The sequence below is a fragment of the Tropicibacter sp. Alg240-R139 genome, assembly GCF_900537075.1.
In the GTDB taxonomy this organism is placed as follows: domain Bacteria; phylum Pseudomonadota; class Alphaproteobacteria; order Rhodobacterales; family Rhodobacteraceae; genus Falsiruegeria.
Genome location: NZ_UNRA01000002.1, coordinates 680,791 through 702,358, shown reverse-complemented (window position 1 = coordinate 702,358; position 21,568 = coordinate 680,791). Strand labels below are relative to the sequence as shown.

At 61.6% G+C, this 21,568-nt stretch carries 22 protein-coding genes and 2 riboswitches; of the genes, 19 read left to right on the top strand and 3 right to left on the bottom strand.

Annotation, left to right across the window (positions count from 1 at the left end):
• Positions 1-16: 16 nt before the first annotated feature.
• A riboswitch (cobalamin riboswitch) is annotated at positions 17-230 on the top strand.
• 87 nt (positions 231-317) lie between these two features.
• From G6R15_RS10975 to cobJ, 7 genes are read left to right on the top strand one after another with little or no spacing between them, the layout of a single operon-like run.
• A complete protein-coding gene (locus G6R15_RS10975; RefSeq protein ID WP_164659891.1) occupies positions 318-692 on the top strand; it encodes a DUF1636 domain-containing protein in 375 nt (124 codons plus the stop codon).
• A 4-nt stretch (positions 693-696) separates the two neighbouring features.
• Positions 697-1,752: a cobalamin biosynthesis protein CobW gene (gene cobW / locus G6R15_RS10970; RefSeq protein WP_164659890.1), complete on the top strand. Its 1,056-nt coding sequence runs from the start codon at positions 697-699 to the stop codon at positions 1,750-1,752.
• A gap of 15 nt (positions 1,753-1,767) precedes the next feature.
• Entirely contained in the window at positions 1,768-5,061 is a 3,294-nt protein-coding gene (gene cobN, locus G6R15_RS10965) for a cobaltochelatase subunit CobN (RefSeq protein ID WP_164659889.1), read from the top strand.
• Complete coding sequence (locus G6R15_RS10960) at positions 5,058-6,185, top strand: cobalamin biosynthesis protein CobG (protein WP_240336733.1); 1,128 nt, start codon at positions 5,058-5,060, stop codon at positions 6,183-6,185. Before cobN ends, G6R15_RS10960 begins: the two co-directional genes overlap by 4 nt.
• Entirely contained in the window at positions 6,185-6,814 is a 630-nt protein-coding gene (locus G6R15_RS10955; protein ID WP_164659888.1) for a precorrin-8X methylmutase, read from the top strand. Before G6R15_RS10960 ends, G6R15_RS10955 begins: the two co-directional genes overlap by 1 nt.
• Positions 6,811-7,539, top strand: coding sequence for a precorrin-2 C(20)-methyltransferase (locus G6R15_RS10950; RefSeq protein WP_164659887.1), 729 nt, complete (start codon positions 6,811-6,813; stop codon positions 7,537-7,539). The genes G6R15_RS10955 and G6R15_RS10950 overlap by 4 nt, the downstream gene beginning before the upstream one ends.
• Positions 7,536-8,297 carry a precorrin-3B C(17)-methyltransferase gene (gene cobJ, locus G6R15_RS10945; protein WP_164659886.1) on the top strand — a complete coding sequence of 254 codons (762 nt, stop codon included), beginning with the start codon at positions 7,536-7,538 and terminating at the stop codon, positions 8,295-8,297. The genes G6R15_RS10950 and cobJ overlap by 4 nt, the downstream gene beginning before the upstream one ends.
• Here cobJ and G6R15_RS10940 read toward each other — a convergent pair.
• Positions 8,294-9,031 (bottom strand): cobalt-precorrin-6A reductase, encoded by a 738-nt coding sequence (locus G6R15_RS10940; RefSeq protein WP_164659885.1) that lies wholly within the window; start codon positions 9,029-9,031, stop codon positions 8,294-8,296. The genes cobJ and G6R15_RS10940 overlap by 4 nt on opposite strands.
• Here G6R15_RS10940 and cbiE point away from each other — a divergent pair.
• From cbiE to G6R15_RS10895, 9 genes are all read left to right on the top strand, one after another.
• Positions 9,030-10,241: a precorrin-6y C5,15-methyltransferase (decarboxylating) subunit CbiE gene (gene cbiE / locus G6R15_RS10935; protein ID WP_164659884.1), complete on the top strand. Its 1,212-nt coding sequence runs from the start codon at positions 9,030-9,032 to the stop codon at positions 10,239-10,241. The two genes, G6R15_RS10940 and cbiE, sit on opposite strands and share 2 nt — an antisense overlap.
• On the top strand, positions 10,238-10,606 hold the full coding sequence (locus G6R15_RS10930; protein ID WP_164659883.1) for a cobalamin biosynthesis protein: 369 nt from the start codon (positions 10,238-10,240) through the stop codon (positions 10,604-10,606). Before cbiE ends, G6R15_RS10930 begins: the two co-directional genes overlap by 4 nt.
• Entirely contained in the window at positions 10,603-11,397 is a 795-nt protein-coding gene (gene cobM / locus G6R15_RS10925; protein ID WP_164659882.1) for a precorrin-4 C(11)-methyltransferase, read from the top strand. Before G6R15_RS10930 ends, cobM begins: the two co-directional genes overlap by 4 nt.
• Complete coding sequence (locus tag G6R15_RS10920) at positions 11,390-12,718, top strand: cobyrinate a,c-diamide synthase (RefSeq protein WP_164659881.1); 1,329 nt, start codon at positions 11,390-11,392, stop codon at positions 12,716-12,718. Before cobM ends, G6R15_RS10920 begins: the two co-directional genes overlap by 8 nt.
• Positions 12,715-13,443, top strand: coding sequence for a uroporphyrinogen-III C-methyltransferase (gene cobA / locus G6R15_RS10915; protein ID WP_164659880.1), 729 nt, complete (start codon positions 12,715-12,717; stop codon positions 13,441-13,443). Before G6R15_RS10920 ends, cobA begins: the two co-directional genes overlap by 4 nt.
• Positions 13,436-14,194, top strand: a complete 759-nt coding sequence (cobF, locus tag G6R15_RS10910) for a precorrin-6A synthase (deacetylating) (protein ID WP_164659879.1) — start codon at positions 13,436-13,438, stop codon at positions 14,192-14,194. The genes cobA and cobF overlap by 8 nt, the downstream gene beginning before the upstream one ends.
• Before the next feature lie 28 nt (positions 14,195-14,222).
• Positions 14,223-14,436, top strand: a riboswitch (cobalamin riboswitch).
• 36 nt (positions 14,437-14,472) lie between these two features.
• Positions 14,473-14,643 carry a CbtB domain-containing protein gene (locus tag G6R15_RS10905; RefSeq protein WP_164659878.1) on the top strand — a complete coding sequence of 57 codons (171 nt, stop codon included), beginning with the start codon at positions 14,473-14,475 and terminating at the stop codon, positions 14,641-14,643.
• A 4-nt stretch (positions 14,644-14,647) separates the two neighbouring features.
• Positions 14,648-15,346: a CbtA family protein gene (locus tag G6R15_RS10900; RefSeq protein WP_164659877.1), complete on the top strand. Its 699-nt coding sequence runs from the start codon at positions 14,648-14,650 to the stop codon at positions 15,344-15,346.
• A gap of 69 nt (positions 15,347-15,415) precedes the next feature.
• The gene (locus tag G6R15_RS10895; protein ID WP_164659876.1) at positions 15,416-15,910 is read left to right on the top strand and encodes a hypothetical protein; all 495 of its coding nucleotides are present in this window, start codon (positions 15,416-15,418) and stop codon (positions 15,908-15,910) included.
• A 228-nt stretch (positions 15,911-16,138) separates the two neighbouring features.
• On the opposite strand, the gene G6R15_RS10890 is transcribed toward G6R15_RS10895, so the two are convergent.
• Positions 16,139-16,501 carry a DUF1636 family protein gene (locus G6R15_RS10890; protein ID WP_240336732.1) on the bottom strand — a complete coding sequence of 121 codons (363 nt, stop codon included), beginning with the start codon at positions 16,499-16,501 and terminating at the stop codon, positions 16,139-16,141.
• Positions 16,498-18,048 carry an acetolactate synthase large subunit gene (locus G6R15_RS10885; RefSeq protein ID WP_164659875.1) on the bottom strand — a complete coding sequence of 517 codons (1,551 nt, stop codon included), beginning with the start codon at positions 18,046-18,048 and terminating at the stop codon, positions 16,498-16,500. The genes G6R15_RS10890 and G6R15_RS10885 overlap by 4 nt, the downstream gene beginning before the upstream one ends.
• Before the next feature lie 118 nt (positions 18,049-18,166).
• Here G6R15_RS10885 and G6R15_RS10880 point away from each other — a divergent pair, with 118 nt between their 5' ends.
• The 3 genes from G6R15_RS10880 to G6R15_RS10870 all read left to right on the top strand — a co-directional run bounded on the left by G6R15_RS10880 (position 18,167) and on the right by G6R15_RS10870 (position 21,503).
• Positions 18,167-18,643, top strand: a complete 477-nt coding sequence (locus G6R15_RS10880; protein ID WP_205520507.1) for a DUF302 domain-containing protein — start codon at positions 18,167-18,169, stop codon at positions 18,641-18,643.
• A gap of 69 nt (positions 18,644-18,712) precedes the next feature.
• Positions 18,713-20,332: a thiamine pyrophosphate-binding protein gene (locus G6R15_RS10875; protein WP_164659874.1), complete on the top strand. Its 1,620-nt coding sequence runs from the start codon at positions 18,713-18,715 to the stop codon at positions 20,330-20,332.
• Positions 20,319-21,503, top strand: a complete 1,185-nt coding sequence (locus G6R15_RS10870; protein WP_164659873.1) for a CaiB/BaiF CoA-transferase family protein — start codon at positions 20,319-20,321, stop codon at positions 21,501-21,503. Before G6R15_RS10875 ends, G6R15_RS10870 begins: the two co-directional genes overlap by 14 nt.
• The last annotated feature ends 65 nt before the right edge of the window (positions 21,504-21,568 follow it).

Below are 21,568 nucleotides of genomic sequence, written 5' to 3'. Positions count from 1 at the left end.
AAGGCCTGCCTGCATGCCCCATGTCGCTTGCGTTGGTGTCTGTGCAAACAGATGAAAAGGGAATGTGTCATTCGGGTTCAGCCCGATCAAACACAGCCGCCCCCGCGACCGTGACCGGAGAGGGTGCCCAAGCCACTGGCCAATCAGGCCGGGAAGGCGGGACGCCCGACAGATGGCCCACCATCTGACATCCGCAAGCCGGGAGACCTGCCAACGCCCGAAGACCAGACCGGACGGGGTGTTCCGGTGACGGCCCATGTGTCTGACCATGGCCCGCGCATACCCCGTCCCCCAAAACCCAAGGGGGGATGAGAGAGATGAGTGATTTTGCACCAGTTGAGCTGCTGGTCTGCACAACATGCCGACGTGGCCTGCCCATCGAAGATGACGCGCAGCGACCCGGCACCTTGTTGCACAAGGCGCTAGAAGAGGCAGAGCTACCCGAAGGCGTCCAGTTGAAGGCCGTCGAATGCCTGTCCAATTGCGATCAGGGTTGCTCGGTCGTGTTGCGCGGCGGACCGTCGCGCTGGACCTTTGTCTATGAAAACCTGAACGAGGCCGACGACGTCGACGTGATCGTCGAAGGCGCCACCAAATACCACGCCACCGCTGACGGGATTGTCCCCTGGCGCGAGCGTCCCGTCCATTTCCGCAAAAACTGCGCCGCGCGCATTCCCCCGATCGGAGCCTGACCCCATGTCGACCCTTGAAAAACTTCCCGTCACTGTCATCACCGGCTTCCTTGGTTCAGGTAAAACTACGCTAGTGCGCCACCTGATGCAGAACCCGCAGGGCAAGCGTCTGGCTGTTATTGTCAACGAGTTTGGCGATGTGGGCGTGGATGGTGAAATCCTGAAGTCCTGCGCGATCCCCGATTGCCCCGCCGAGAACATCATGGAGCTGGCCAACGGCTGCATCTGCTGCACCGTGGCCGATGACTTCATCCCGACCATCGAGGCGCTGATGGCGCTGGAACCGCGCCCCGAGCATATTCTGATCGAAACCTCTGGTCTGGCGCTGCCAAAGCCGCTTCTGAAAGCATTTGACTGGCCCGATATTCGTTCGAAAATCACCGTCGACGGCGTGATCGCGCTGGCCGATGCCGAAGCTGTCGCCGCTGGTCGCTTTGCACCGAACGTCGAAGCCGTAGACGCCCAGCGCCTGGCCGACGACAGTATCGACCACGAAACGCCCCTGTCCGAAGTGTTCGAAGATCAGATCTCTTGCGCGGACATCATTCTGCTGACCAAGCCGGATCTGGCAGGCGCTGCCGGCATCGCCAAGGCCAAAGAGATCATCGCAGCCGAGGCCCCGCGCCCGCTGCCGGTGGTTGAGGTGGCCGAAGGCGCCGTGGACGTTCGCGTTGTTCTGGGTCTGGAAGCAGCCGCAGAGGATGACATGGAAGCCCGCCCCAGCCATCACGATGGCCACCACGATCACGAGCATGACGACTTTGAAAGCATCGTGGTTGAACTGCCCGAACTGACCGACCCGCAAGAGCTAGTGGACCGGATCGAGCGTCTCGCCAATGAGCTGAACATTCTGCGTGTCAAAGGTTACGCTGCAGTTGTGGGCAAACCGATGCGTCTGCTGGTGCAGGCCGTGGGTGCCCGCGTGCGTCACCAGTTCGACCGCCCCTGGAAGGCGGAAGAGAACCGTCTGGGCCGCGTCGTTGTCATTGCTGAGCATGACGACATCCAAGAGGCGCGCATCCGCGACATCCTCGCCGGTCAGACCGAACCGGCAGAATAAGGACCAAGACCGCCAATGCATGTCGTCTTTCGCGAAAGCCACGGTCTGGATGAGGCCGATACACCGATGGATCTGGGTCAGACGCCCGGGGAACTGGTTGTGCTGTCGTTCTCGGACAGTGACCTGGGCGCTTTTGCGGCGGGTTGGCATCGCGGTAGCGGTCCCGAAGGACGCATGCCATCCCTGCGGTTGGCGAATCTCGCGGCGCTGAAGCATCCCCTGTCTGTCGACACCTACGTGGAGCAGACCCTTGAAGGGGCCAAGGGCATCCTGATCCGCCTGATCGGCGGCGTGCCGTATTGGGCCTATGGTCTGCAACAGGTGCTCGCCTTAGCGCAGGCCAAAGGGCTGGCGCTCGCGGTCTTGCCGGCAGACGGGCGCGAAGACACGCGGCTGGATGACTATTCCACCCTGCCCGTCTCGACCCTGCGGCGTCTGGCGCATCTGTGTGACACCGGCGGCGAAGTAGCTGCCCAAGCGGCACTGGCACAAATGGCGCTGGCAACCGGGCTCTATGCAGGTCCCGTGATGGGTTCCAAATCCCTACCTGAATTCGGGGCGTGGTGCCCGGATAGCGGTGTGATCGCGCCTGAGGTCGCGTTTGACGGTGACAAACCCCGCGTTCTGGTCACCTTTTACCGGGCTTATCTGACCGCAGCAGACACGGCTCCCGTCGCAGCCCTGATCACATCGCTGCGCAAACGTGGCTATGATGCTGTCGGACTGTTTGCGCCGTCGCTGAAAGCACCAAGAGCAGCGGACCGGCTGCGTGAACAGATGCAAACACTGTCCCCTTCTGCGATCATTAACGCGACGTCTTTCTCAGGTCGCGGAGCCTCGGGCACCTCCCCGCTCGATGCCGCAGACGTACCGGTATTTCAGGTCGCTCTGTCGACCTCGCGCCGCAAGGCCTGGGCCGAGGCCGAGCGAGGCCTCTCGCCTGCCGACCTCGCCATGCATGTGGTGCTGCCCGAGGTCGATGGGCGCATCAACACCGGCGTTGTGTCCTTCAAGGAACCGGGCAAGAAAGACCCCGATCTCGAATACTCCCGCTTCACCCACCGCCCCGACCCGGATCGGATTGAGGCGGTCGTTGACCGGGTCAGCGGTTGGCTTAACCTGACTGCCAAACCCAAAGCCGAGCAGGTGCCGGTCATGGTGCTCTCGACCTACCCCGGCAAAGGCTGGCAGATGGCCCATGCGGTGGGTCTGGACGCTTTGGCTTCGGCTGAGGGCATATTGTCGGACCTGCAATCCCAAGGCTACGCCACCGCAATTGAGACGCCCATTGCCGTAGATTTGCAAAATGCGACGATTTCGTGGCCGGTCAAAGAGTACCGTCAAGCTCTCGCCACGGTTTCGCCCGAGTTACGCCAAAATTTGCAAGACGCATGGGGTGATCCAGAAAGTGATGCGACATTTTCACAAGATGCATTCCATTTCACAGCCCTCAAACGCGGCAAGGCGATTATAGCGTTGCAACCGGAACGTGGCACTCCAGAGGTGCGCGACGATGACTACCACGACCTTGGCCGCACCCCGCGTCACTCTTACGTCGCCTTCTACCTTTGGCTGCGCCACGCGTTAAACGCCGACGCCCTGATCCACATCGGCGCGCATGGCACGCTGGAGTGGCTTCCCGGCAAATCCGTGGCCCTGTCAAACGATTGCTGGCCCGAGGCGCTGGTGGGTAACTTGCCCGTCATCTATCCCTTTATCGTCAACGACCCGGGCGAAGCTGCACAGGCCAAGCGCCGCATCGGTGCCGTTACTCTGGGCCACATCCCACCCGCGATGCGCGAAAGCGGCACGCCGGACCGGATGGTACGGCTCGAAGCATTACTCGATGAATTCTCAAACGCTGACGGGCTGGACCCGAAACGCCGCGATCGGTTGCAATCTGACATCCGGGATGAGGCGCAGGCCATAGGGCTGGAAAACGATCTGGGCCTGGATCGTGCCACCAACTCAGCTGAGGCGATCACCCGCATCGACCGGTTCGTCTGTGACATCAAGGAGAGCCAGTTCGGCGACGGGCTGCACATCTATGGCCGCGTGCCAGGCGTGACCGGCAATTTCGACCCCACTGCTTCGGCCCATGCGGAACGGCAGGGGCTGCTGGACGCGCTCGCAGGCAAGCGGATCGAATCCGGCCCCTCTGGGTCGCCCTATCGAGGTCGGACGGATGTGCTGCCCACAGGCCGCAACCTTTACACCACCGACCCGCGTTCAGTGCCCACCCGCGCGGCATATGCTCAAGGTGTGAACCTTGCGGAAGAATTGGTGCGTAGGCATCTGCAAGAGGAAGGTGACTACCCTCGCGGCTTGATCGTCGACCTCTGGGGTTCTGCCACCATGCGCACGGCCGGTGAGGAGTTCGCCATGGCCCTGCATCTGCTGGGCGTGAAACCCATCTGGGACGCGGGCAGCGAGCGGGTATCAGGGATCGAAGTACTGCCGATTACCGATCTGGACCGCCCTCGGTTGGACGTTACATTGCGCGTCTCGGGCCTTTTCCGCGATGTTTTCCCAACTCTGTCAGCACTTTACGGGCAGGCTATACGCGCGCTCTGCACCCGAGACGAGGCGCCCGATTGGAACCCATACGCCGGGCAGGAACCTGCCGCGCGCGTCTTTGGACCCGCCCCTGGCAGCTATGGCCTGGGCATGGGCGAGCACAGCGAGACCTACACCGATGAGGCGCGCGAGGCCGCTGGAAACGCCTGGCTCAACGCCAGTTCCTTCGCACTGGAGGGCGAGCATATCGCCCAAGACCTCGACGGTATCACCGACCGCGTCGCCAAGGCCGACAGTTTTGTTCACCTGCAGGACCTGACCGAAACCGACCTGTTACTGGCCAATGATTATGCCACGCACGAGGCAGGTTTTGCCGCCGCCAAGAAAGTGACCGGCGGCACCGCGCAGCTCTACCATCTGGACAACACCAACCCGGAACACCCACGCGCCCGCACCTTGCCCGAAGAAATCAGCCGCGTCGTCCACGCCCGCGCTGCCAACCCTGGCTGGATCGCCGGGATGAAACGGCATGGTTTCCGGGGCGCTGCCGAAATTGCAGCGACGCTCGATCACATGGCCAGCTTTGCGCATCTGTCGGGCACCGTCGCGCCGCATCTTTTTGACCTCTACCATGACGCCACACTGGGCAACCCCGACGTCGATTCCTTCCTGCGACAGGCCAATCCGCAGGCGCATCAAGCGATGCTCGACAAGTTCCGCGCGCTTTACGAGGCCGGATTGTGGGATACCCGTCGCAACTCGCTGCGGGCCGAGATGGAGGGGCTGCTGTGACAGACCCTCTGGTCCGAGGCTGGTGTCCAAGCGCCCATCGGCCAATGATGTCGGGTGACGGGTTGGTGGTGCGCGTGCGGCCCCGCATGGCGCGACTGACAGCAGTGCAAGCCATGGGCCTGTGCGACGTTGCCGAGCGTTACGGCAACGGCACCATCGACCTGACCAACCGCGCCAACCTGCAGGTACGCGGTGTGGATGAAGGCGACCACCAACGGATGCTGGATGATCTGGCCGCGCTTAATCTGCTGGATGCCGAACCTGGGATCGAGCGCAAGCGCAACATCCTGATCTCTCCTCTCTACCAAGACGGTGATTTGACCGCCCGATTGACGCAAGAGCTGACCCAACGGCTTGGGGACCTCCCCGAATTGCCCGCCAAGTTCGGCTTTGCTGTTGATACAGGAAACGCGCCGGTTCTGACGCAGAATTCAGCCGACATCCGGCTGGAACTCGCGTCAGAGGGTTTGATCCTGCGCGCAGATGGTGCCGCCACGGGACGCCAGGTAACAGAGGCCCAAGCGATCGACCGCCTGATCGAACTGGCCAATTGGTTTGCGCAAACTCACACGACCGAGTTGCGCCGCATGGCAACACTGATACGTGAAACGTCTGTGCCGGACATCTGGCAAGGCACCGCCCCGACTTCATCGGGTGAAAACCTGCAACCGGGTAGCACCCCGGTGGGTACTGCCTTTGGCGCGCCTTTTGGTGCCTTGCCTGTTCAACCGCTGCGCGACGCGATCGCAACGTCCAATGCAACCGCTCTGCGCGTCACCCCTTGGCGATTGTTCATCTTGGAAGATGGGACGCCCGTTCACACGGACGCCTTTGTCTTCGCTGCTAACGACCCGCTTCTGACCACAGACGCCTGCCCCGGAGCCCCCTTTTGCCCACAGGCCGAAGTCGAAACCCGCGGCGTTGCTTGCGCCTTGGCAACTCGGGTCGCCGGCAGCCTGCACGTCTCGGGCTGTGCCAAGGGCTGCGCCCGCCAATTGCCTGCTGATGTCACGTTGACCGGCTGCGACGGGCGATTTGATCTTGTAAAACACGGCCGCGCGGGGGATGTGCCCTGTCAGCGCGGGCTGACACCCGAAACACTGATGAGCATGGATCTGACCTGATGCCTTATGAATATGAAACCAACGGCGCGGCCATCTACAAGCAGTCGTTTGCGACGATCCGGGCCGAGGCCGATCTGGCCCGTTTTAACGCCGACGAAGAGCAGGTCGCCGTGCGCATGATCCACGCCGCCGGCATGGTTGGTCTGGAAGAATTCGTTCACTTCTCGCCCGGTTTTGTCCCTGCGGCGCGTACCGCGATGGAAAACGGCGCACCGATCTTTTGCGATGCACGCATGGTCTCAGAAGGCGTGACCCGGTTCCGCCTGCCCGCCGACAACGAGGTGATCTGTACCCTGCATGACGAGCGCGTGCGCCCGCTGGCAGAAAGGATGAGCAACACCCGCTCCGCAGCAGCACTGGAGCTGTGGCGCGACAAGCTTGAAGGTTCGGTCGTGGCTATCGGCAACGCGCCGACCGCTCTGTTCCACCTGCTCAACATGTTAGAGGATCCCGACTGCCCCCGTCCCGCTGCTATCATCGGCTGCCCCGTAGGTTTTGTCGGCGCGGTTGAATCCAAGGACGCCCTGTGGGAGGCACAGCCTGTCCCTTCGGTCATCGTCAAAGGACGTCTGGGCGGCAGCGCCATCACCGTGGCCGCCATCAATGCCATCGCGAGCCGCGCGGAATGAATAAGGGCACGATATATGGCCTGGGCCTGGGCCCCGGCAACCCGGACTTGATGAGCGTCCGCTCGGACCGTTTGCTGCGCAATGCGCGCCATGTGGCCTATTTCCGTAAGGCTGGCAAATCGGGTCAGGCACGCGGCATCGTGAATAGTCTGCTGCCCGAGAGCGTGATCGAGTTTCCGATGGAATACCCGGTTACGACCGAAATCCCGCTGATGGACCCGCGGTATAATGAGATGCTGGCAAGCTTCTACGAGGACTGCACCAAGCGCCTCAAGGAACTGTCAGAACAGGGCGAAGACGTAGTTGTCCTGTGTGAAGGCGACCCGTTCTTCTACGGCTCGTTCATGCACCTCTATTCCCGCCTGCGCGACAGAGCCCCAGTCGAGGTCGTGCCCGCCATCACCGGCATGTCCGGTGCTTGGACCGCGACGGGTGACCCGATCACATGGGGCGACGATGTACTGACTGTACTGGTCGGCACCCTGTCCGAGGATGAACTGACCCGCCGCATGTCGGACACCGACGCGCTGGTGGTGATGAAGATCGGGCGCAACATCGGCAAGGTGACCCGCGCGCTGAAGGCATCCGGCCTTTATGACCGCGCCTGGATCGTCGAATACGCACAGATGCCCAATCAACGCGTTTGCAAATTGAGCGAGAATTGCGAGGGGTTGACGCCCTATTTCTCGATCATCATCGTGCACGGACAGGGCCGCAGACCATGACCGGCTGGGTCAAAATCGCGGGCCTTGGCCCTGGAAACGAGGCTTTGGTGACACCCGAAGTCACCGCAGCCCTGGCCGAGGCCACCGACATCGTGGGCTACATCCCCTACGTGGCGCGCGTGGCTGAACGCCCGGGCCTGACCTTGCATCCCAGCGACAACCGGGTCGAGATCGACCGTTCGCAACACGCGCTTGAAATGGCAAGCGACGGCAAGCGTGTGGTCGTTGTTTCATCCGGCGATCCCGGCGTCTTTGCAATGGCCTCGGCCGTTTATGAGGCTGTCGACAACGGCCCCGCCGACTGGCGCAATCTGGACGTTCAAGTGCTGCCCGGCATCACCGCGATGCTGGCAGCGGCGGCCCGTGTTGGTGCGCCGCTGGGGCATGATTTCTGCACCATCAACCTCAGCGACAACCTCAAACCGTGGGAGGTCATCGAAAACCGCCTGCGCCTTGCTGCTCAGGCTGACTTCGCCATGGCGTTCTACAACCCCCGCGCCAAATCCCGGCCCGGCAAGTTCGAGCGCACGCTAGAGATCCTGCGCGAGGAATGTGAACCCGAACGACTGATCATTTTTGCCCGCGCGGTATCCCGCGCGGATGAAGCGATCCGGGTGTCCACATTGGGTGACGCCACGCCCGAGATGGCGGACATGCAGACAATGGTAATCGTGGGCTCGTCGCAAACCCGCACCATCGAGCGTGACGGCGCGCCGATCGTCTATACCCCGCGCTTTATTGCCAAAGACGGGGCCTAGAACCCGGTATGCGCCAGCCAGTCCAAAACCTGCGCGGTCGTTGCCATTTCGGTTCTTTCGGGAACTGTGGGCCGGTCGATCATCAGCACCGGCAGCCCCAGTTGGCGCGCCGCATCCAGCTTGGCGCGCGCACCACTGCCGCCAGCGTTTTTGGACACGATCAGTTCGGTGCCATGACGGCGCATCAGTTCGATGTCGCCTGCGACGGTGAAAGGCCCGCGCGAAACCTCCACTGCTGCATTGGGCATCGGCACCCCGTCCGGCTGATCCACCAGACGCAGCAGGTAGTGGTGCTGGGGTTGGGCCGCGAACTCCTCCAGATGCATGCGCCCGACCGCCAGGAACACGCGCTGGGCTGGACCGTTCAAAGCCTCGACAGCACTTTCGATACCCGCGACACGGGTCCAATCGTCAGCGTCCCCTTCCACCCAGTCCGGGCGGGTCAGAGCTGCAAAAGGCGTGCCCGTTTGACTGCAGGCGTGTGCCGCATTCCCGCTCATCTGCGCAGCAAAGGGGTGCGTGGCATCGATCACATGAGTCACGCCATGATCGCGAATGTAACGCGCCAGCCCCTCGACCCCGCCAAAGCCACCGACTCGGGTCGGCAGCGGCTGCGGGCGCGGGTTGCCGACGCGTCCCGCGTAAGAATAGATCGCGTTAAGCCCCTGTTCTGCAACAGCTTTGGCCAAAGCGTTGGCCTCGGTCGTGCCGCCAAGAATAAGGAGGTTGGACATGTCTGACATTCCGTTCGAAAAACCGTGGCTCACCGTCATCGGGTTGGGCGAAGATGGACTGGATGGCCTGTCGCCCGCAACCCGTCAAGTGCTGGACAAGGCCGAAGTCATCATGGCCCCGCCCCGGCATTTGTCGCTGGTCCCCGAAGGGCACCAGGACCGCATCGAATGGCCCGTGCCTTACGCGGATGGGTTCGCCAAGCTTTTGGACTTGCGCGGTCGGCAAGTGGTGGTTCTGGCCTCGGGCGATCCGTTCTGGTTCGGCGCAGGCTCGGTCATCGCACGCAACATCGCTCCGGGCGAATGGACCGCCCGCCCCGGCCCATCGACATTTTCATTGGCGGCCGCAGAACTGGCCTGGCCGTTGGAACAGACCCTGACGATCGGCCTGCACGCCGCGCCGCTGACCCGGTTGCGCCCGCATCTGGCCCCTGGTCTGCGCGCCATCGTGCTCCTGCGCGATGGGGATGCAGTGCTAGCGCTGGCGGATTGGCTGACGGCTTTGGGATTTGGCGAGAGCCTTGTCGAAGTGATGGAGGCCCTTGGTGGACCCCGTCAGCACCTTCTTTCCAGCAAGGCATCCGAGTTGCGGTTCGATGACATCCAGCACCCGGTCTGCGTCGGAATTGATGTGGCGGGCAGTGGCCTGACCATCCCCAAGGCCAGCGGCAAACCCGATGCGATCTTTGAGACCGACGGGCAGATCACCAAACGCCCTGTGCGTGCCCTGACGCTGTCGGCCCTGGCACCACAGCACGGCGAACACCTGTGGGACATCGGCGGCGGCACTGGCTCCATCGGGATCGAATGGCTAATTAGCCATCCCAGCCTGACCGCTACTACAATCGAGCCCCGCGCCGACCGGGCCGAGCGCATTCGGCGCAACGCCGACGACTTGGGGCAGGACCGGCTACATGTGATTCATGGCAAAGCTCCGACCGTATTAGAAGGTCTCGATGCACCGGACGTGGTGTTCATCGGCGGCGGGTTGAGTGACGGATTGCTCGTGTGGTTAAATGAAAACCTCGCCACGGGCACACGCCTTGTTGCCAACGCCGTGACGTTGGAAAGCGAGGCTGTACTCGCCCAATGGCACGAAAAACTGGGCGGCGGCCTGCTGCGGATCGAACTGGCGCAATCGGCCCCACTGGGACCGCGCCGAGGCTGGAAATCGACATATCCGGTGGTGCAGTGGAGTGTGACACTATGATCGTCGCCGGTCTTGGATTTTCTTCGCAAGCCACAGCCCTTAGCCTGCGCGCCGCCTATGATTTGGCCAGCGCTGGACATGACGTGACCGCGGTCGCAACCGTGGCTGACAAGGACGGGCACCCGGCCCTGACCGAATTCGTAAAGTCAATCGACCTGCCTTTGCACCTGCTGCCTGCTGATGATCTGGCAGGCCAGCGCACCCTTACTTGCTCGCCGCGTAGCCGCGCCACCTATGGCACTGGCAGCGTGGCTGAGGCCGCCGCTTTGGCCGCCGCCGGATCTGGGGCGCGACTGCTGGCACCCCGACACATCTCGACCGACCGCCTGGCCACCTGCGCGGTCGCAATTGGAGTACCCTCATGACCGTTCATTTCATTGGCGCCGGACCGGGCGCTGCCGACCTGCTGACCCTGCGGGGCCGTGACATCATCGCATCATGCCCTGTGTGCTTGTATGCCGGATCGCTGGTGCCCGAAGAAATCCTGAGCCACTGCCCCGACGACGCCAAGGTGATCAACACGGCGGCTATGGACCTTGATACAATCGTGGCCAAGATAAAATCCGCTCATGATGCTGGCCAAGATGTAGCAAGACTTCATTCCGGTGACCTGTCGGTCTGGTCCGCCATGGGCGAGCAGATCCGCCGCCTGAAAGCCGAAGGTATCCCGGTGAGCGTGACCCCCGGCGTGCCGTCCTTTGCCGCCGCCGCTGCCGCTTTGGGCACCGAACTGACATTGCCCGGATTGGGACAATCCGTGGTGCTGACCCGTACACCGGGGCGTGCCTCTTCGATGCCCGAGGGGGAAAGCCTTGAAAACTTTGCTCGGACGGGCGCAACACTGGCGATCCACCTGTCGATCGGCAATCTGGACAAGGTGATTGCCGATCTGACCCCGCACTATGGTGCAGATTGCCCCGTAGCCGTGGTCTATCGCGCCAGCTGGCCGGACGAGCAGATCATCCGCGCAACGCTAGAGACGTTAAAAGATGCGCTGGACGAAAAGATTTCGCGCACCGCCCTGATCCTGGTGGGGCTGGTTCTGAGGGGCGAAGGGTTCGACGAAAGCTGTCTCTATTCCACCGACTACGACCGTCGCTATCGCCCGCAAACTGCCGATAGCCCTTGGTCGAACTGGAGTCATGGAGATGACTGATATACATACAAACCCGCCCGGCGTTCTGATTTCCGCACCCTCATCGGGAACCGGAAAAACCACTGTAATGTTGGGCCTTTTGCGGGCCTTGACCGAAGATGGTCTGGCGGTGCAGCCGTTCAAAAGCGGACCGGACTACATCGACCCGGCCTTTCACTTGGCCGCCGCCAAGCGCCCGTCGTTCAACATGGACAGCTGGGCGATGGGAGAGGATCTGCTGGGCGCTATCGCGATGCAGGCCCAAGGTGCGGACATTGTAGTTGCCGAAGGGTCAATGGGCCTGTTTGACGGTGTTGCCAAACCCGGCGCTGTGGGCCACGGCACCAGCGCGGAAACCGCCCTGCGCATGGGATGGCCCGTGGTGCTGGTGCTGGATGTCGGCGGCCAGGCGCAGTCGGCAGCGGCCACCGCCTTGGGCTTTCGCATGTACAACCCCGACCTACCCTTTGCGGGCGTGATCCTGAACCGCTGCGCCAGTCCCCGCCACGAGCGGCTGACCCGTCTGGGTATGGAACGTGCCGGCCTGCCGGTTCTTGGTGTTCTGCCCCGGCGCGGAGACCTGGCCCTGCCTGAGCGCCATCTGGGTCTGATTCAGGCGGTCGAGCATCCGGACCTTGAGGCCGCGATCACCGGATATGCCGCATTCTTGCGCGAACATGTGGATCTTGATGCTATTCGGGCGGCGGCTTCCTCAAGCCCGAATAGACCATCGTCGGCCGCACTACCGCGCCCCCCGGCGCAACGGATTGCCCTGGCCCGAGATGCTGCGTTTTCCTTTACCTATCCGCATCTGCTGAAAGGCTGGCGCGAGGCCGGGGCCGAGATCCTGCCGTTCTCGCCATTGGCTGATGAAGCCCCTGCCCCGGACGCTGATCTGGTCTGGCTACCGGGGGGGTATCCCGAATTGCACGCGGGCACTTTGGCCGCGGCAGAGACCTTCCGCGCAGGCCTGCGCAAACACGCCGAAAGCAAGCCGGTGCACGGGGAATGCGGTGGGTACATGGCCTTGGGAGAGGCCTTGGTCGACAAGGAGGGCACGCGCCATCAGATGGCCGGTTTGCTTGGCCTGGTGACATCCTACGAAAAGCGCAAGTTCAATCTGGGCTATCGCAAGGCGCAGTTGGTTGCGCCGATGCCCGGCTTTGCCACCGGTACCGAGCTGCGCGGGCATGAGTTTCACTATTCCTCGATCCTGGAGCAGCCCGACGCACCACTGGCGCGCGTGTTCGACGCAGAAGGGGCCGAAGGGCCTCAGACGGGCTCTGTTCGGGGTCATGTCACCGGCACCTTCTTTCACTTGATCGCTGAGGGCGCGAAATGAGCGGGTTTGTCTCTTTCATCGGCTCTGGCCCCGGCGACCCTGAGCTGTTGACGCTCAAAGCCGTGGATCGGATGGGCAAGGCCGATGCGGTTCTGTTTGACGACCTGAGCAGCGGACCGATCCTGAGCCATGCGCGTGAGGATGCCGACCTTGTGGGCGTTGGCAAACGCGCGGGGCGCCCGTCACCCAAACAGGACCACGTGAGCCGCCTACTGGTGGATTATGCCCAAACCGGCGCCCATGTGGTGCGTCTGAAATCCGGTGATGGCGGCATGTTCGGGCGGCTTGAAGAAGAGCTGGTCGCGCTGCGCGAAACTGGAATCAAATACGAAATCATCCCAGGCATCCCTTCTGCCGTGGCCGCCGCCGCCGCCGCCGGTATCCCGCTGACCCGCCGCCTGACAGCCCGCCGCGTGCAATTCGTCACGGGTCATGATGTCAGCGGCAAGCTGCCCGATGACCTGAACCTGCCCGCGCTGGCCGACGATCAAGCGACGACTGTTGTGTTCATGGGCAAGCGAACTTTTCCGCTGTTGGTCACGGCGCTGCACGAACATGGGTTGCCACTGGACACTCCTGCCCTTTTGGCCGAAGCGGTTTCAACACCTGAACAGGCCCTGCACCGCACAACCATGGGAGAGCTGGCCGAACGCCTGAGCACCGAGATCGGAACGGCACCTGCGCTCATCTTGTATGGCCCGCTGGCGGAGTTGGACGATGTATGAGCTGAACCTGATCGGTATCGGCACCGGCAACCCCGATCACCTGACGTTTCAAGGCGCTCAAGCGATCCGCGAAGCCGATCTGATCCTGATCCCACGCAAGGGTGAGAACAAAGCAGATCTGGCCGGGCTGCGCGAACAGATCATCGCACAGGTGACTGATACACCCCCCGAAATCGCCTATTTCGACATCCCCAAGCGCCGCACTGAAGATGGCTATTTGCGTGGTGTCGACGACTGGCACGACGCCATCGCCCTGCGTTGGCAGGAGGCGATTTCGGCGCACCCGCAAGCCAGGCAGGTGGCATTGTTGGTCTGGGGTGATCCGTCGCTCTATGACAGCTCTCTCAGAATCGCGTCACGACTGAACCCATACCCGGCGATCCGCGTGCTCCCCGGTATCACCGCCCTGCAGGCCCTGACGGCGGCCCATGCGATCCCGATAAACGACATCGGCGCGCCATATGTGGTCACAACTGGACGCCGCATTCGCGACGAGGGATGGCCCAAGGGCGTGGACAAAGTGGCTGTGATGCTGGACGGCGAGTGTTCTTTCCAGTGCCTTGAGATGAGCGATTATCACATTTGGTGGGGTGCCTACGTCGGCATGAAGGAACAGATTCTCGTATCTGGCTCCTTACAGGAGGTCGCGACGGAGATTTTGGACACTCGCGCCAACGCGCGCTCTGAGCATGGCTGGATCATGGACATTTATTTGCTGCAAAAGCGCCGAAACGGCGCAGAAGTGTCGTAAATCATAATTGCGCCACCACCCGATTCACGGTTACATGAAGGGACTTGGTCCTGCCGGAGCAATCCGGATGCTAAGAGGGAATTTGGTGCGATTGCGCAAGCGATCAAGGCCAGAGCCGCCCCCGCGACTGTAAGCGGTGAGCCTTTGTTCAGACAGCCACTCTTGGGGATTGCCCCTTGGGGAAGGCGGACACAGGCACCGACCCGCGAGCCAGGAGACCTGCCAAGCGTGAAACTGTAATACCTGCCGTCGGGTGCGACGGCTAAGGAGGACAACATATGACGACCAAAACGCTCAAGGCATCCGCCGTCGGTTCAAGCATCCTGCCCGCTATTTTTGCAGTGGTACTGGGCCTGGGGATCATCACCGTGACCGGTCACGTTCAGGCGTCGGGCCTGCACGATGCGGCCCACGATGTGCGCCACGCGACCGGCTTCCCCTGCCACTAAGACCATGATCAGTCGTATTCTGACCAGCGCGTTGTTCGCTGGCGCTGCAGCCGGGTTGATTACAGCCCTGCTGCAGTTGGTATTTGTGCAACCCGTGTTGCTGCACGCCGAACTCTATGAGGGCGGTGATTTGGTGCATTTCGGCGCAGAAGCCGTCAGCGCACATCCCGATCTGCCAGGCATGTTCGCCGAGCCGATGCGGGATATCCTGAGCATCATCTTCACCATGCTGACCTACACAGGCTATGCGCTGGTTATGGTGGCTCTGATGTCGGTGGCCCAAGGCCAAGGGCACGAGATCAACGCCCGCACCGGGTTGCTGTGGGGTCTGGCGGGTTTTGTTGCATTCCACTTTGCACCGGGCCTGTCGCTGGCACCTGAGGTGCCCGGCGTGGCTGCGGCCGACGTGGGCGCGCGCCAGATCTGGTGGACCGCGACCGTGGCGGCGGCTGGCATTGCCATGTGGCTGATCGCCTTTGGTGGCAACATCGTCAGCTATGTGGTTGCTGCGATGCTGCTAATGGCACCGCATCTGATCGGCGCACCCGAACCGGCGACTTTCAGTGGTCCGGTCCCGACTGAGATTGGTGCACTGTTCGCCGCCCGCGCCTTTGGTGTCGGTATGGCCGCTTGGGCCTTGCTGGGTTCCTTTGCCGGATATTTTTGGCAATCTGAAAGCGCCCGCGCCGACGCGACGGCCTGATCTACGCGTCAAACGACCCTGCCGAGAATTTCTCGGTGGGGTTTTTCTTTGTCTTTCTAAGGATAGAATATGTCCCGATCCCTTGCTCTTTTTGCCATCGGACTTGTGTTTGGTGGCGGCGCAGGTTTTGTCATTGCCGCAAGTAACGGCGTCACCTTTGACGGCCATGATCACGGCGATCCTGCACATCATGGTAAGGGTACAGCCGAAGCCATGGCTCATGATCATTCGCCCCCCCTCAACTTTGCCGCAGGCAGCGACGCACCGTCGGTCAGCATCGAAGCCTTCAAAGATCCGATGTCCGGCTGGAACCTGAAAGTCACCCCCGTGAATTTCATCTTTTCGCCCGAGAATGCATCGCGCGCAGATCTGCCGGGTGAAGGTCATGCCCATGTTTACGCCAATGGCGACAAACTGGGGCGTCTCTATAGCAACTGGTACCACTTGACGAACCTGCCCAAAGGTGAGGTCGAGATCAAGGTTTCCTTGAATGCCAACAGCCACAGCCCGCTGATGGTAGAGACAGTGCCAGTCGAGGCGACAACTGTCATCCACGTCGAATAACTCTTCGACAATTGCCGACTTTGTGGCCGGGGCACTCCCGCCCGTCGTCGATGTTTCTGATGAAACATCTCCTCCCGTTGGGCCGGGCACTGCGCTGCGCGCAGTGCCCGGCCCAAAGCCGCTAGCGGTGCCGACGAAGTCGGGATCGCTCGGGTGCGGGAGCTCCTGTTTCTTGAATTCGATGGCCAGCGACCGGATCGCCCAAGCGCAGTGGCATTTCCGTAGCCGTTAGATCGCCGGTATCCGTGCTCGCAGACACAGGCGCAGTCGTCCGCAGGACCGGGCGTCTTCGATCCAGCCACCTCGGCAGTTCAGGTAGGTCTGGCACGTGGCGGCAACGTCACCCGCATCCTCGACCAGTGACAGCCCAGCGAAGACATAGCTGGCCATCCCCTCGCCCTGCAGGCTGATCGTCACCGGTTGCGCGCAGGCACTGAAACACTCGTGATCCGATAAGACCACCCGATCCTGCAATCCGGCCTCTTGCAGCGCCTGCGCAATCGCCCCGCGCTCAGCCGCGCGATCACGGTCTCCGCTGCATGTTATACACAGCCGCAGGGTCATTCGGTGTGCAGCGGCTGCCTTGCTCACATCGATACCTCAATCAAACGCGGTCCCGGTGTGGCAAAAGCATCCTCCAGCGCATCCGAAAACTCCTCGGCGCTTTCGACCCGCACGCCATCTACCCCCATCGCGCGTGCCTGTGCGATCCAATCGATCCGGGGACGGTCCAGCGACAGCATGTCGATCGCCCGTGGTCCTGGATTTTGCACGCCCACATTGGTCAGTTCCCCACGCAGGATCTTATAGGAGTGGTTGGCCCAGATCACCGCAGTGATGTCCAATGCCTCACGCGCCATAGTCCAGAGCGCCTGTGGCATGTAAAGCGCAGACCCGTCCCCGGTCAGCGTCAATACCTTGCGGTTCGGACAGGCAATCGCCGCCCCGATGGCACACGACAGCGAATACCCAATCGAGCCGCCGCAATTGTTCAGCCATGTGTGGGGGGCAGACCCTTTGGTCAAGGGATGAAAGGCGCGCCCTGTTGTGATGGATTCATCTACGACAATGGCCCCCTCAGGAATCTTCTGCCCCAAAACTTGCGCAATACTGTCAGGCTCCAGTGGTCCGGTCACAACTGTCGTAGGGTTGCGCGTCGCCAATTCCGGCACAGCCCCCTCAGCCCCCGCTGCCGCGCATATCCCCTCCAACGTGCCACGCAAATCCGCGCCCCAATCAGCTAATTCTATGATTTCCGCACCGTCTCGGGTGAGCACCGCAGGTTTCCCAGGATAGGCAAAGAACCCGATAGGAGCTCTCGCGCCAACCACCACAATGCGCTTGAACGGCGCCAGAACCTCGACCGCCAGATCAATCGGATAGGGCACACGGGCAACTGGCACCCGACCTGCCCCGCGCTCCATCCGCGCGTTGGACCATTCCGACAACAGCGCACAACCGGTCTGTACCGAAACCTTTCCGGCCAATTCCAGAGCTTCGGCCGTCAGAGCTTCGCCGCCTAACAGCAACAGGCTCTCGGGTCCGTCCAGCGCAGCAGCTGCAGCCGTGATGTCTCTATCAGCAGGTGTCACTCTGGCCGGAGCGGCCAACGGAACAGCCACTCGCCCGCCAGGTGTCCAAGCCGTGTCAGACGGCAGGATCAACGTCGCGACCTGTCCCGGAGCGCTGCTTGCAGCCTGCACTGACCGCGCGGCATCAGCCCCCACATCCGCAGCTGATTTGGCACTGTGAACCCAGTGAGACACTGGCCGGGCCAACCCTTCGATATCGGCTGTCAGCGGTGCGTCCAATTCCAGATGAGAGGCCGCGTGTTCACCAACGATGTTGACCACACCCGATCCGGCCTTCTTGGCGTTGTGCAGGTTGGAGATGCCATTTGCCAGCCCGGGGCCAAGATGCAGCAGGGTCGAGGCCGGTTTGCGCGCCATCCGATAATACCCATCCGCAGCGCCAGTCGCGACGCCTTCGAACAGGGTCAGGACCGACCGCATCCCAGGAATATGGTCAAGGGCGGCCACAAAATGCATCTCGGATGTGCCTGGATTGGTAAAACAGACCTCGACCCCGCCGTCCAAGAGCGTGCGTACCAGGCTTTCCGCCCCATTCATGTCCGCCATCTTTGCCTCTCCGCTGATGTTCACGGTGACCTTAGGACGACAATTTGGGCCACGCAATCGTGACCACACTGACGCCATGTTTGATGGCACAAAGATGTCGGTACAAAGAGGAGAAGTTATGTTTCGGTTTGCTGTGGTTTTCAGTATTCTACTTGCCCTGCCAACTTGGGCTGGCGACCTGCAACCCCGTGATGGATGGGCCGTTCACCCCACGACGCAGACCTTCGAGACGCTGATCAAATCGGTGAAGTCCGCCGTGAAATCCAATGGGTTGATCGTGGTCACGCAGGCAAGCCCCACCAAAGCGGCCGCCAATCGGGGCATCACCATCCCCGGCAACCGGGTGATTGGTGTCTTCAACAATGACTTTGCAGTACGGGTACTGGAAACCTCGACCGCAGCACTGATCGAAGCGCCGATCCGCCTTTATGTGACGGAAAACGCAGATGGCACTGCGACGTTATCTTACAAGTTACCGTCTCATGTCATGGCCTCGTACAGCGACGAAGGTGGCGAAGCATTGGCTGCGATTGCCCAAGAATTGGATGCCAGGTTTCTGGCAATCACTCAGGCGGCCACAAAAGAGTCACACTGACGTGATCGGGCTTGCGTCCGTCTGCACTCTCCGCAATCTCGCACCCTGAAACATTTCGGAGTGACCTTCATGTCTGACCCATCCCCTCGTGCCGCCGATCTGCTCGCGCGTCGCCTCTACGAAGCCGGATGCCGCCACGCGTTTGGAATGCCGGGGGGTGAGGTTCTGACGCTGGTGGATGCACTGGAACACACGGGGGTCGCCTTTCATCTGGCCAAGCACGAAAACGCTGCCGGCTTCATGGCCGAGGGTGTCCACCACAGCGACGGTGCTCCTGCCATTTTGGTCGGAACACTTGGGCCAGGGGTAATGAACGGGATCAACGTGGTGGCCAACGCGCTGCAGGACCGGGTGCCGATGATCGTGCTGTCAGGCTGCGTAGATGAGGATGAGGCACTGACCTACACCCATCAGGTGATGGACCATCAGGAAGTGTTTCGCCCCATCACCAAGGGCAGCTTTCGTTTGACGGCTAAGGGTGCCGACATTGTCGCGGACAAAGCCGTGTCGCTGGCGATGCGGCCCCGTCCTGGCCCAGTTCACATCGACGTTCCGATTTCCGTCGCAGATACCCGCATAACTGACGGGCCCCTGCGCCGTTTGGTCCCGGCTGCCCCGGTCGTGCCCCAAGGCGCGAAACTGGCGCAGGCGCGGGAATGGCTTGCGCAAAGTACGCGGCCAATTGCCATCGTGGGGCTGGACCTGCTGGCCGAAACCTCTGCCTGTGTGCTGCGGGCGTTCCTGGAGCACTACCAGATCCCGTTTGTGACCACCTACAAGGCCAAGGGTATCTTGCCCGAAGATCACCCTTTGTGCCTGGGTGGTGCGGGCCTGTCGCCACTGGCGGACAAGCACCTGTTGCCGTTGGTTGATCAGGCTGATCTGATTCTGTGCCTAGGCTATGACCCTATCGAAATGCGTCCGGGCTGGCGCGAGGTTTGGGATCCGGGCCAGACGCGCGTAATCGACATCGCCACAGTGCCCAACGATCACTACATGCACCAGGCCAGCCTGAACTTCGTCGCCCATGTGGGTGAAACGCTCGAGGTGCTGGCCAAAGGCAATGCTGCCCGCGTGGTCTGGTCTAGTGACGAGCCGCAAGCGACCAAAGCTGCGTTGGCAGATGCCTTCCCGCATGATGACGACTGGGGGCCTGCCGGTGTGATCGCCGAGACCCGCGCTGTCATGCCGCCCGAGACATTGGCCACTGCCGACAGCGGCGCGCATCGCATCCTGCTGAGCCAGATGTGGGACTGCACAGAGCCACGCGGTCTGATTCAAAGTTCGGCGCTTTGCACCATGGGTTGCGCCGTTCCGATGGCTATCGGGCGCAAGCTTTCGCAACCTGATCGACCCGTCGTCAGTTTCTCAGGCGACGCAGGCCTGTTGATGGTCGCCGGAGAGTTGGCAACCGCAGCTGAGCTGGAAACCAACGCAATCTTTGTTGTCTTTGTCGATGCAAGCCTCGCGTTGATCGAGTTGAAACAGCGGCAGCGGCAGATGACCAACCGGGGTGTCGATTTCCGTCACCACGACTTCGCCGCCATGGGGCGCGCGTTCGGGGGCGCAGGTCACACCGTCCGCAATCGGGCTGAACTGCGTGCTGCTCTGGAACAGGCGATGCAGGCCGACACCTTCACCGTGATCGCAGCCGAAATTGAGCGGGAGGGATACGATGGCCGTATCTGAGGGCGCACTTGCCGGTGTCAAGGTTCTGGACCTCAGCCGCATTCTGGCCGGTCCCACCTGTACGCAGCTGCTGGGCGATATGGGCGCATGCGTCCTGAAGATCGAGAACCCTGTCACCGGGGGCGATGATACCCGGCAATGGGGTCCTCCTTACGTGGCCGACGCCAATGGCAACCCCAGCGACCTGAGCGCCTACTACATGTCCGCCAACCGCAACAAAAAGTCGGTTGCGGTGGACATCACCATGCCCCGCGGCCAGGACATCATTCGTCGTCTTGCAGCCGAAGCTGACATACTGATCGAAAACTTCAAGCCCGGCGGGCTGGCCAAGTACGGATTAGATTATGCGAGCCTCTCCAAAGACTTGCCCGGTCTCGTCTATTGCTCGATCTCGGGCTACGGGCAGACCGGACCAAACGCCAGCAAACCGGGATATGACCTGATGGCACAAGGCTATGGTGGGATCATGTCACTAACTGGCGACCCCAGCGGCGCGCCCATGAAGGTCGGCGTAGGAATCGCCGATGTGATGTGCGGAATGTACGCCACTGTTGGCATTTTGGCCGCCCTGCGCCATGCCGAACGCACCGGAGAAGGCCAACAGATAGACATCGCTCTGGTAGATGCACAGGTGTCCTGGCTGATCAACGAAGGTGTGAACTATTTGCACAGCGGTCAGGTGCCCCAGCGACGTGGCAATGGGCACCCCAATATCGTGCCATATGACGTTTACGAAGCTTCGGATGGTCATGTGATCTTGGCTGTAGGCAACGACAGCCAGTTCACGCGTTTCTGCGGGTTTTTTGGATTGGGAGAGTTGCCCGTTGACGCCCGTTTTGCCACCAACCCCGCGCGTCTGGAACATCGCGATGCACTCAACGCCATTTTGCGTCCGACCCTGCTAAACCACGACACCAAAACAGTGATTCGCGGTCTCGAGGCGCTCAAGGTGCCAGTAGGCCCTGTACAGACACTGGATCAGGTGTTTGACAGCGACCAAGTGGCCGCGCGTGAAATGCAAATCGACATGCAGGCCGCACCCGGCCCGGTACATCTGATCGGCAATCCGCTAAACTTTAGCCTCACACCTGTAACATATCGCCATGCTCCGCCCACCTTCGGGGCCGATACCGAAACAGTTCTTTCCAGCAAATCCCCCTATGAAGACTGAAACACATTTTCGGTTTGCGCGGGCTTTCGCTGAAACAACTGCCTGAATCGGCGAGAATTCCCAGT

What these genes read in the sequence shown, in the direction of transcription:
- G6R15_RS10975 (WP_164659891.1), top strand. Translation starts at nt 318, where the DNA reads ATGAGTGATTTTGCACCAGTTGAGCTGCTGGTCTGCACAACATGCCGA.
- cobW (WP_164659890.1), top strand. Translation starts at nt 697, where the DNA reads ATGTCGACCCTTGAAAAACTTCCCGTCACTGTCATCACCGGCTTCCTT.
- cobN (WP_164659889.1), top strand. Translation starts at nt 1,768, where the DNA reads ATGCATGTCGTCTTTCGCGAAAGCCACGGTCTGGATGAGGCCGATACA.
- G6R15_RS10955 (WP_164659888.1), top strand. Translation starts at nt 6,185, where the DNA reads ATGCCTTATGAATATGAAACCAACGGCGCGGCCATCTACAAGCAGTCG.
- G6R15_RS10950 (WP_164659887.1), top strand. Translation starts at nt 6,811, where the DNA reads ATGAATAAGGGCACGATATATGGCCTGGGCCTGGGCCCCGGCAACCCG.
- cobJ (WP_164659886.1), top strand. Translation starts at nt 7,536, where the DNA reads ATGACCGGCTGGGTCAAAATCGCGGGCCTTGGCCCTGGAAACGAGGCT.
- cbiE (WP_164659884.1), top strand. Translation starts at nt 9,030, where the DNA reads ATGTCTGACATTCCGTTCGAAAAACCGTGGCTCACCGTCATCGGGTTG.
- G6R15_RS10940 (WP_164659885.1), bottom strand. Translation starts at nt 9,031, where the DNA reads ATGTCCAACCTCCTTATTCTTGGCGGCACGACCGAGGCCAACGCTTTG.
- G6R15_RS10930 (WP_164659883.1), top strand. Translation starts at nt 10,238, where the DNA reads ATGATCGTCGCCGGTCTTGGATTTTCTTCGCAAGCCACAGCCCTTAGC.
- cobM (WP_164659882.1), top strand. Translation starts at nt 10,603, where the DNA reads ATGACCGTTCATTTCATTGGCGCCGGACCGGGCGCTGCCGACCTGCTG.
- G6R15_RS10920 (WP_164659881.1), top strand. Translation starts at nt 11,390, where the DNA reads ATGACTGATATACATACAAACCCGCCCGGCGTTCTGATTTCCGCACCC.
- cobA (WP_164659880.1), top strand. Translation starts at nt 12,715, where the DNA reads ATGAGCGGGTTTGTCTCTTTCATCGGCTCTGGCCCCGGCGACCCTGAG.
- cobF (WP_164659879.1), top strand. Translation starts at nt 13,436, where the DNA reads ATGTATGAGCTGAACCTGATCGGTATCGGCACCGGCAACCCCGATCAC.
- G6R15_RS10905 (WP_164659878.1), top strand. Translation starts at nt 14,473, where the DNA reads ATGACGACCAAAACGCTCAAGGCATCCGCCGTCGGTTCAAGCATCCTG.
- G6R15_RS10900 (WP_164659877.1), top strand. Translation starts at nt 14,648, where the DNA reads ATGATCAGTCGTATTCTGACCAGCGCGTTGTTCGCTGGCGCTGCAGCC.
- G6R15_RS10895 (WP_164659876.1), top strand. Translation starts at nt 15,416, where the DNA reads ATGTCCCGATCCCTTGCTCTTTTTGCCATCGGACTTGTGTTTGGTGGC.
- G6R15_RS10885 (WP_164659875.1), bottom strand. Translation starts at nt 18,048, where the DNA reads ATGGCGGACATGAATGGGGCGGAAAGCCTGGTACGCACGCTCTTGGAC.
- G6R15_RS10880 (WP_205520507.1), top strand. Translation starts at nt 18,167, where the DNA reads ATGTTTCGGTTTGCTGTGGTTTTCAGTATTCTACTTGCCCTGCCAACT.
- G6R15_RS10875 (WP_164659874.1), top strand. Translation starts at nt 18,713, where the DNA reads ATGTCTGACCCATCCCCTCGTGCCGCCGATCTGCTCGCGCGTCGCCTC.
- G6R15_RS10870 (WP_164659873.1), top strand. Translation starts at nt 20,319, where the DNA reads ATGGCCGTATCTGAGGGCGCACTTGCCGGTGTCAAGGTTCTGGACCTC.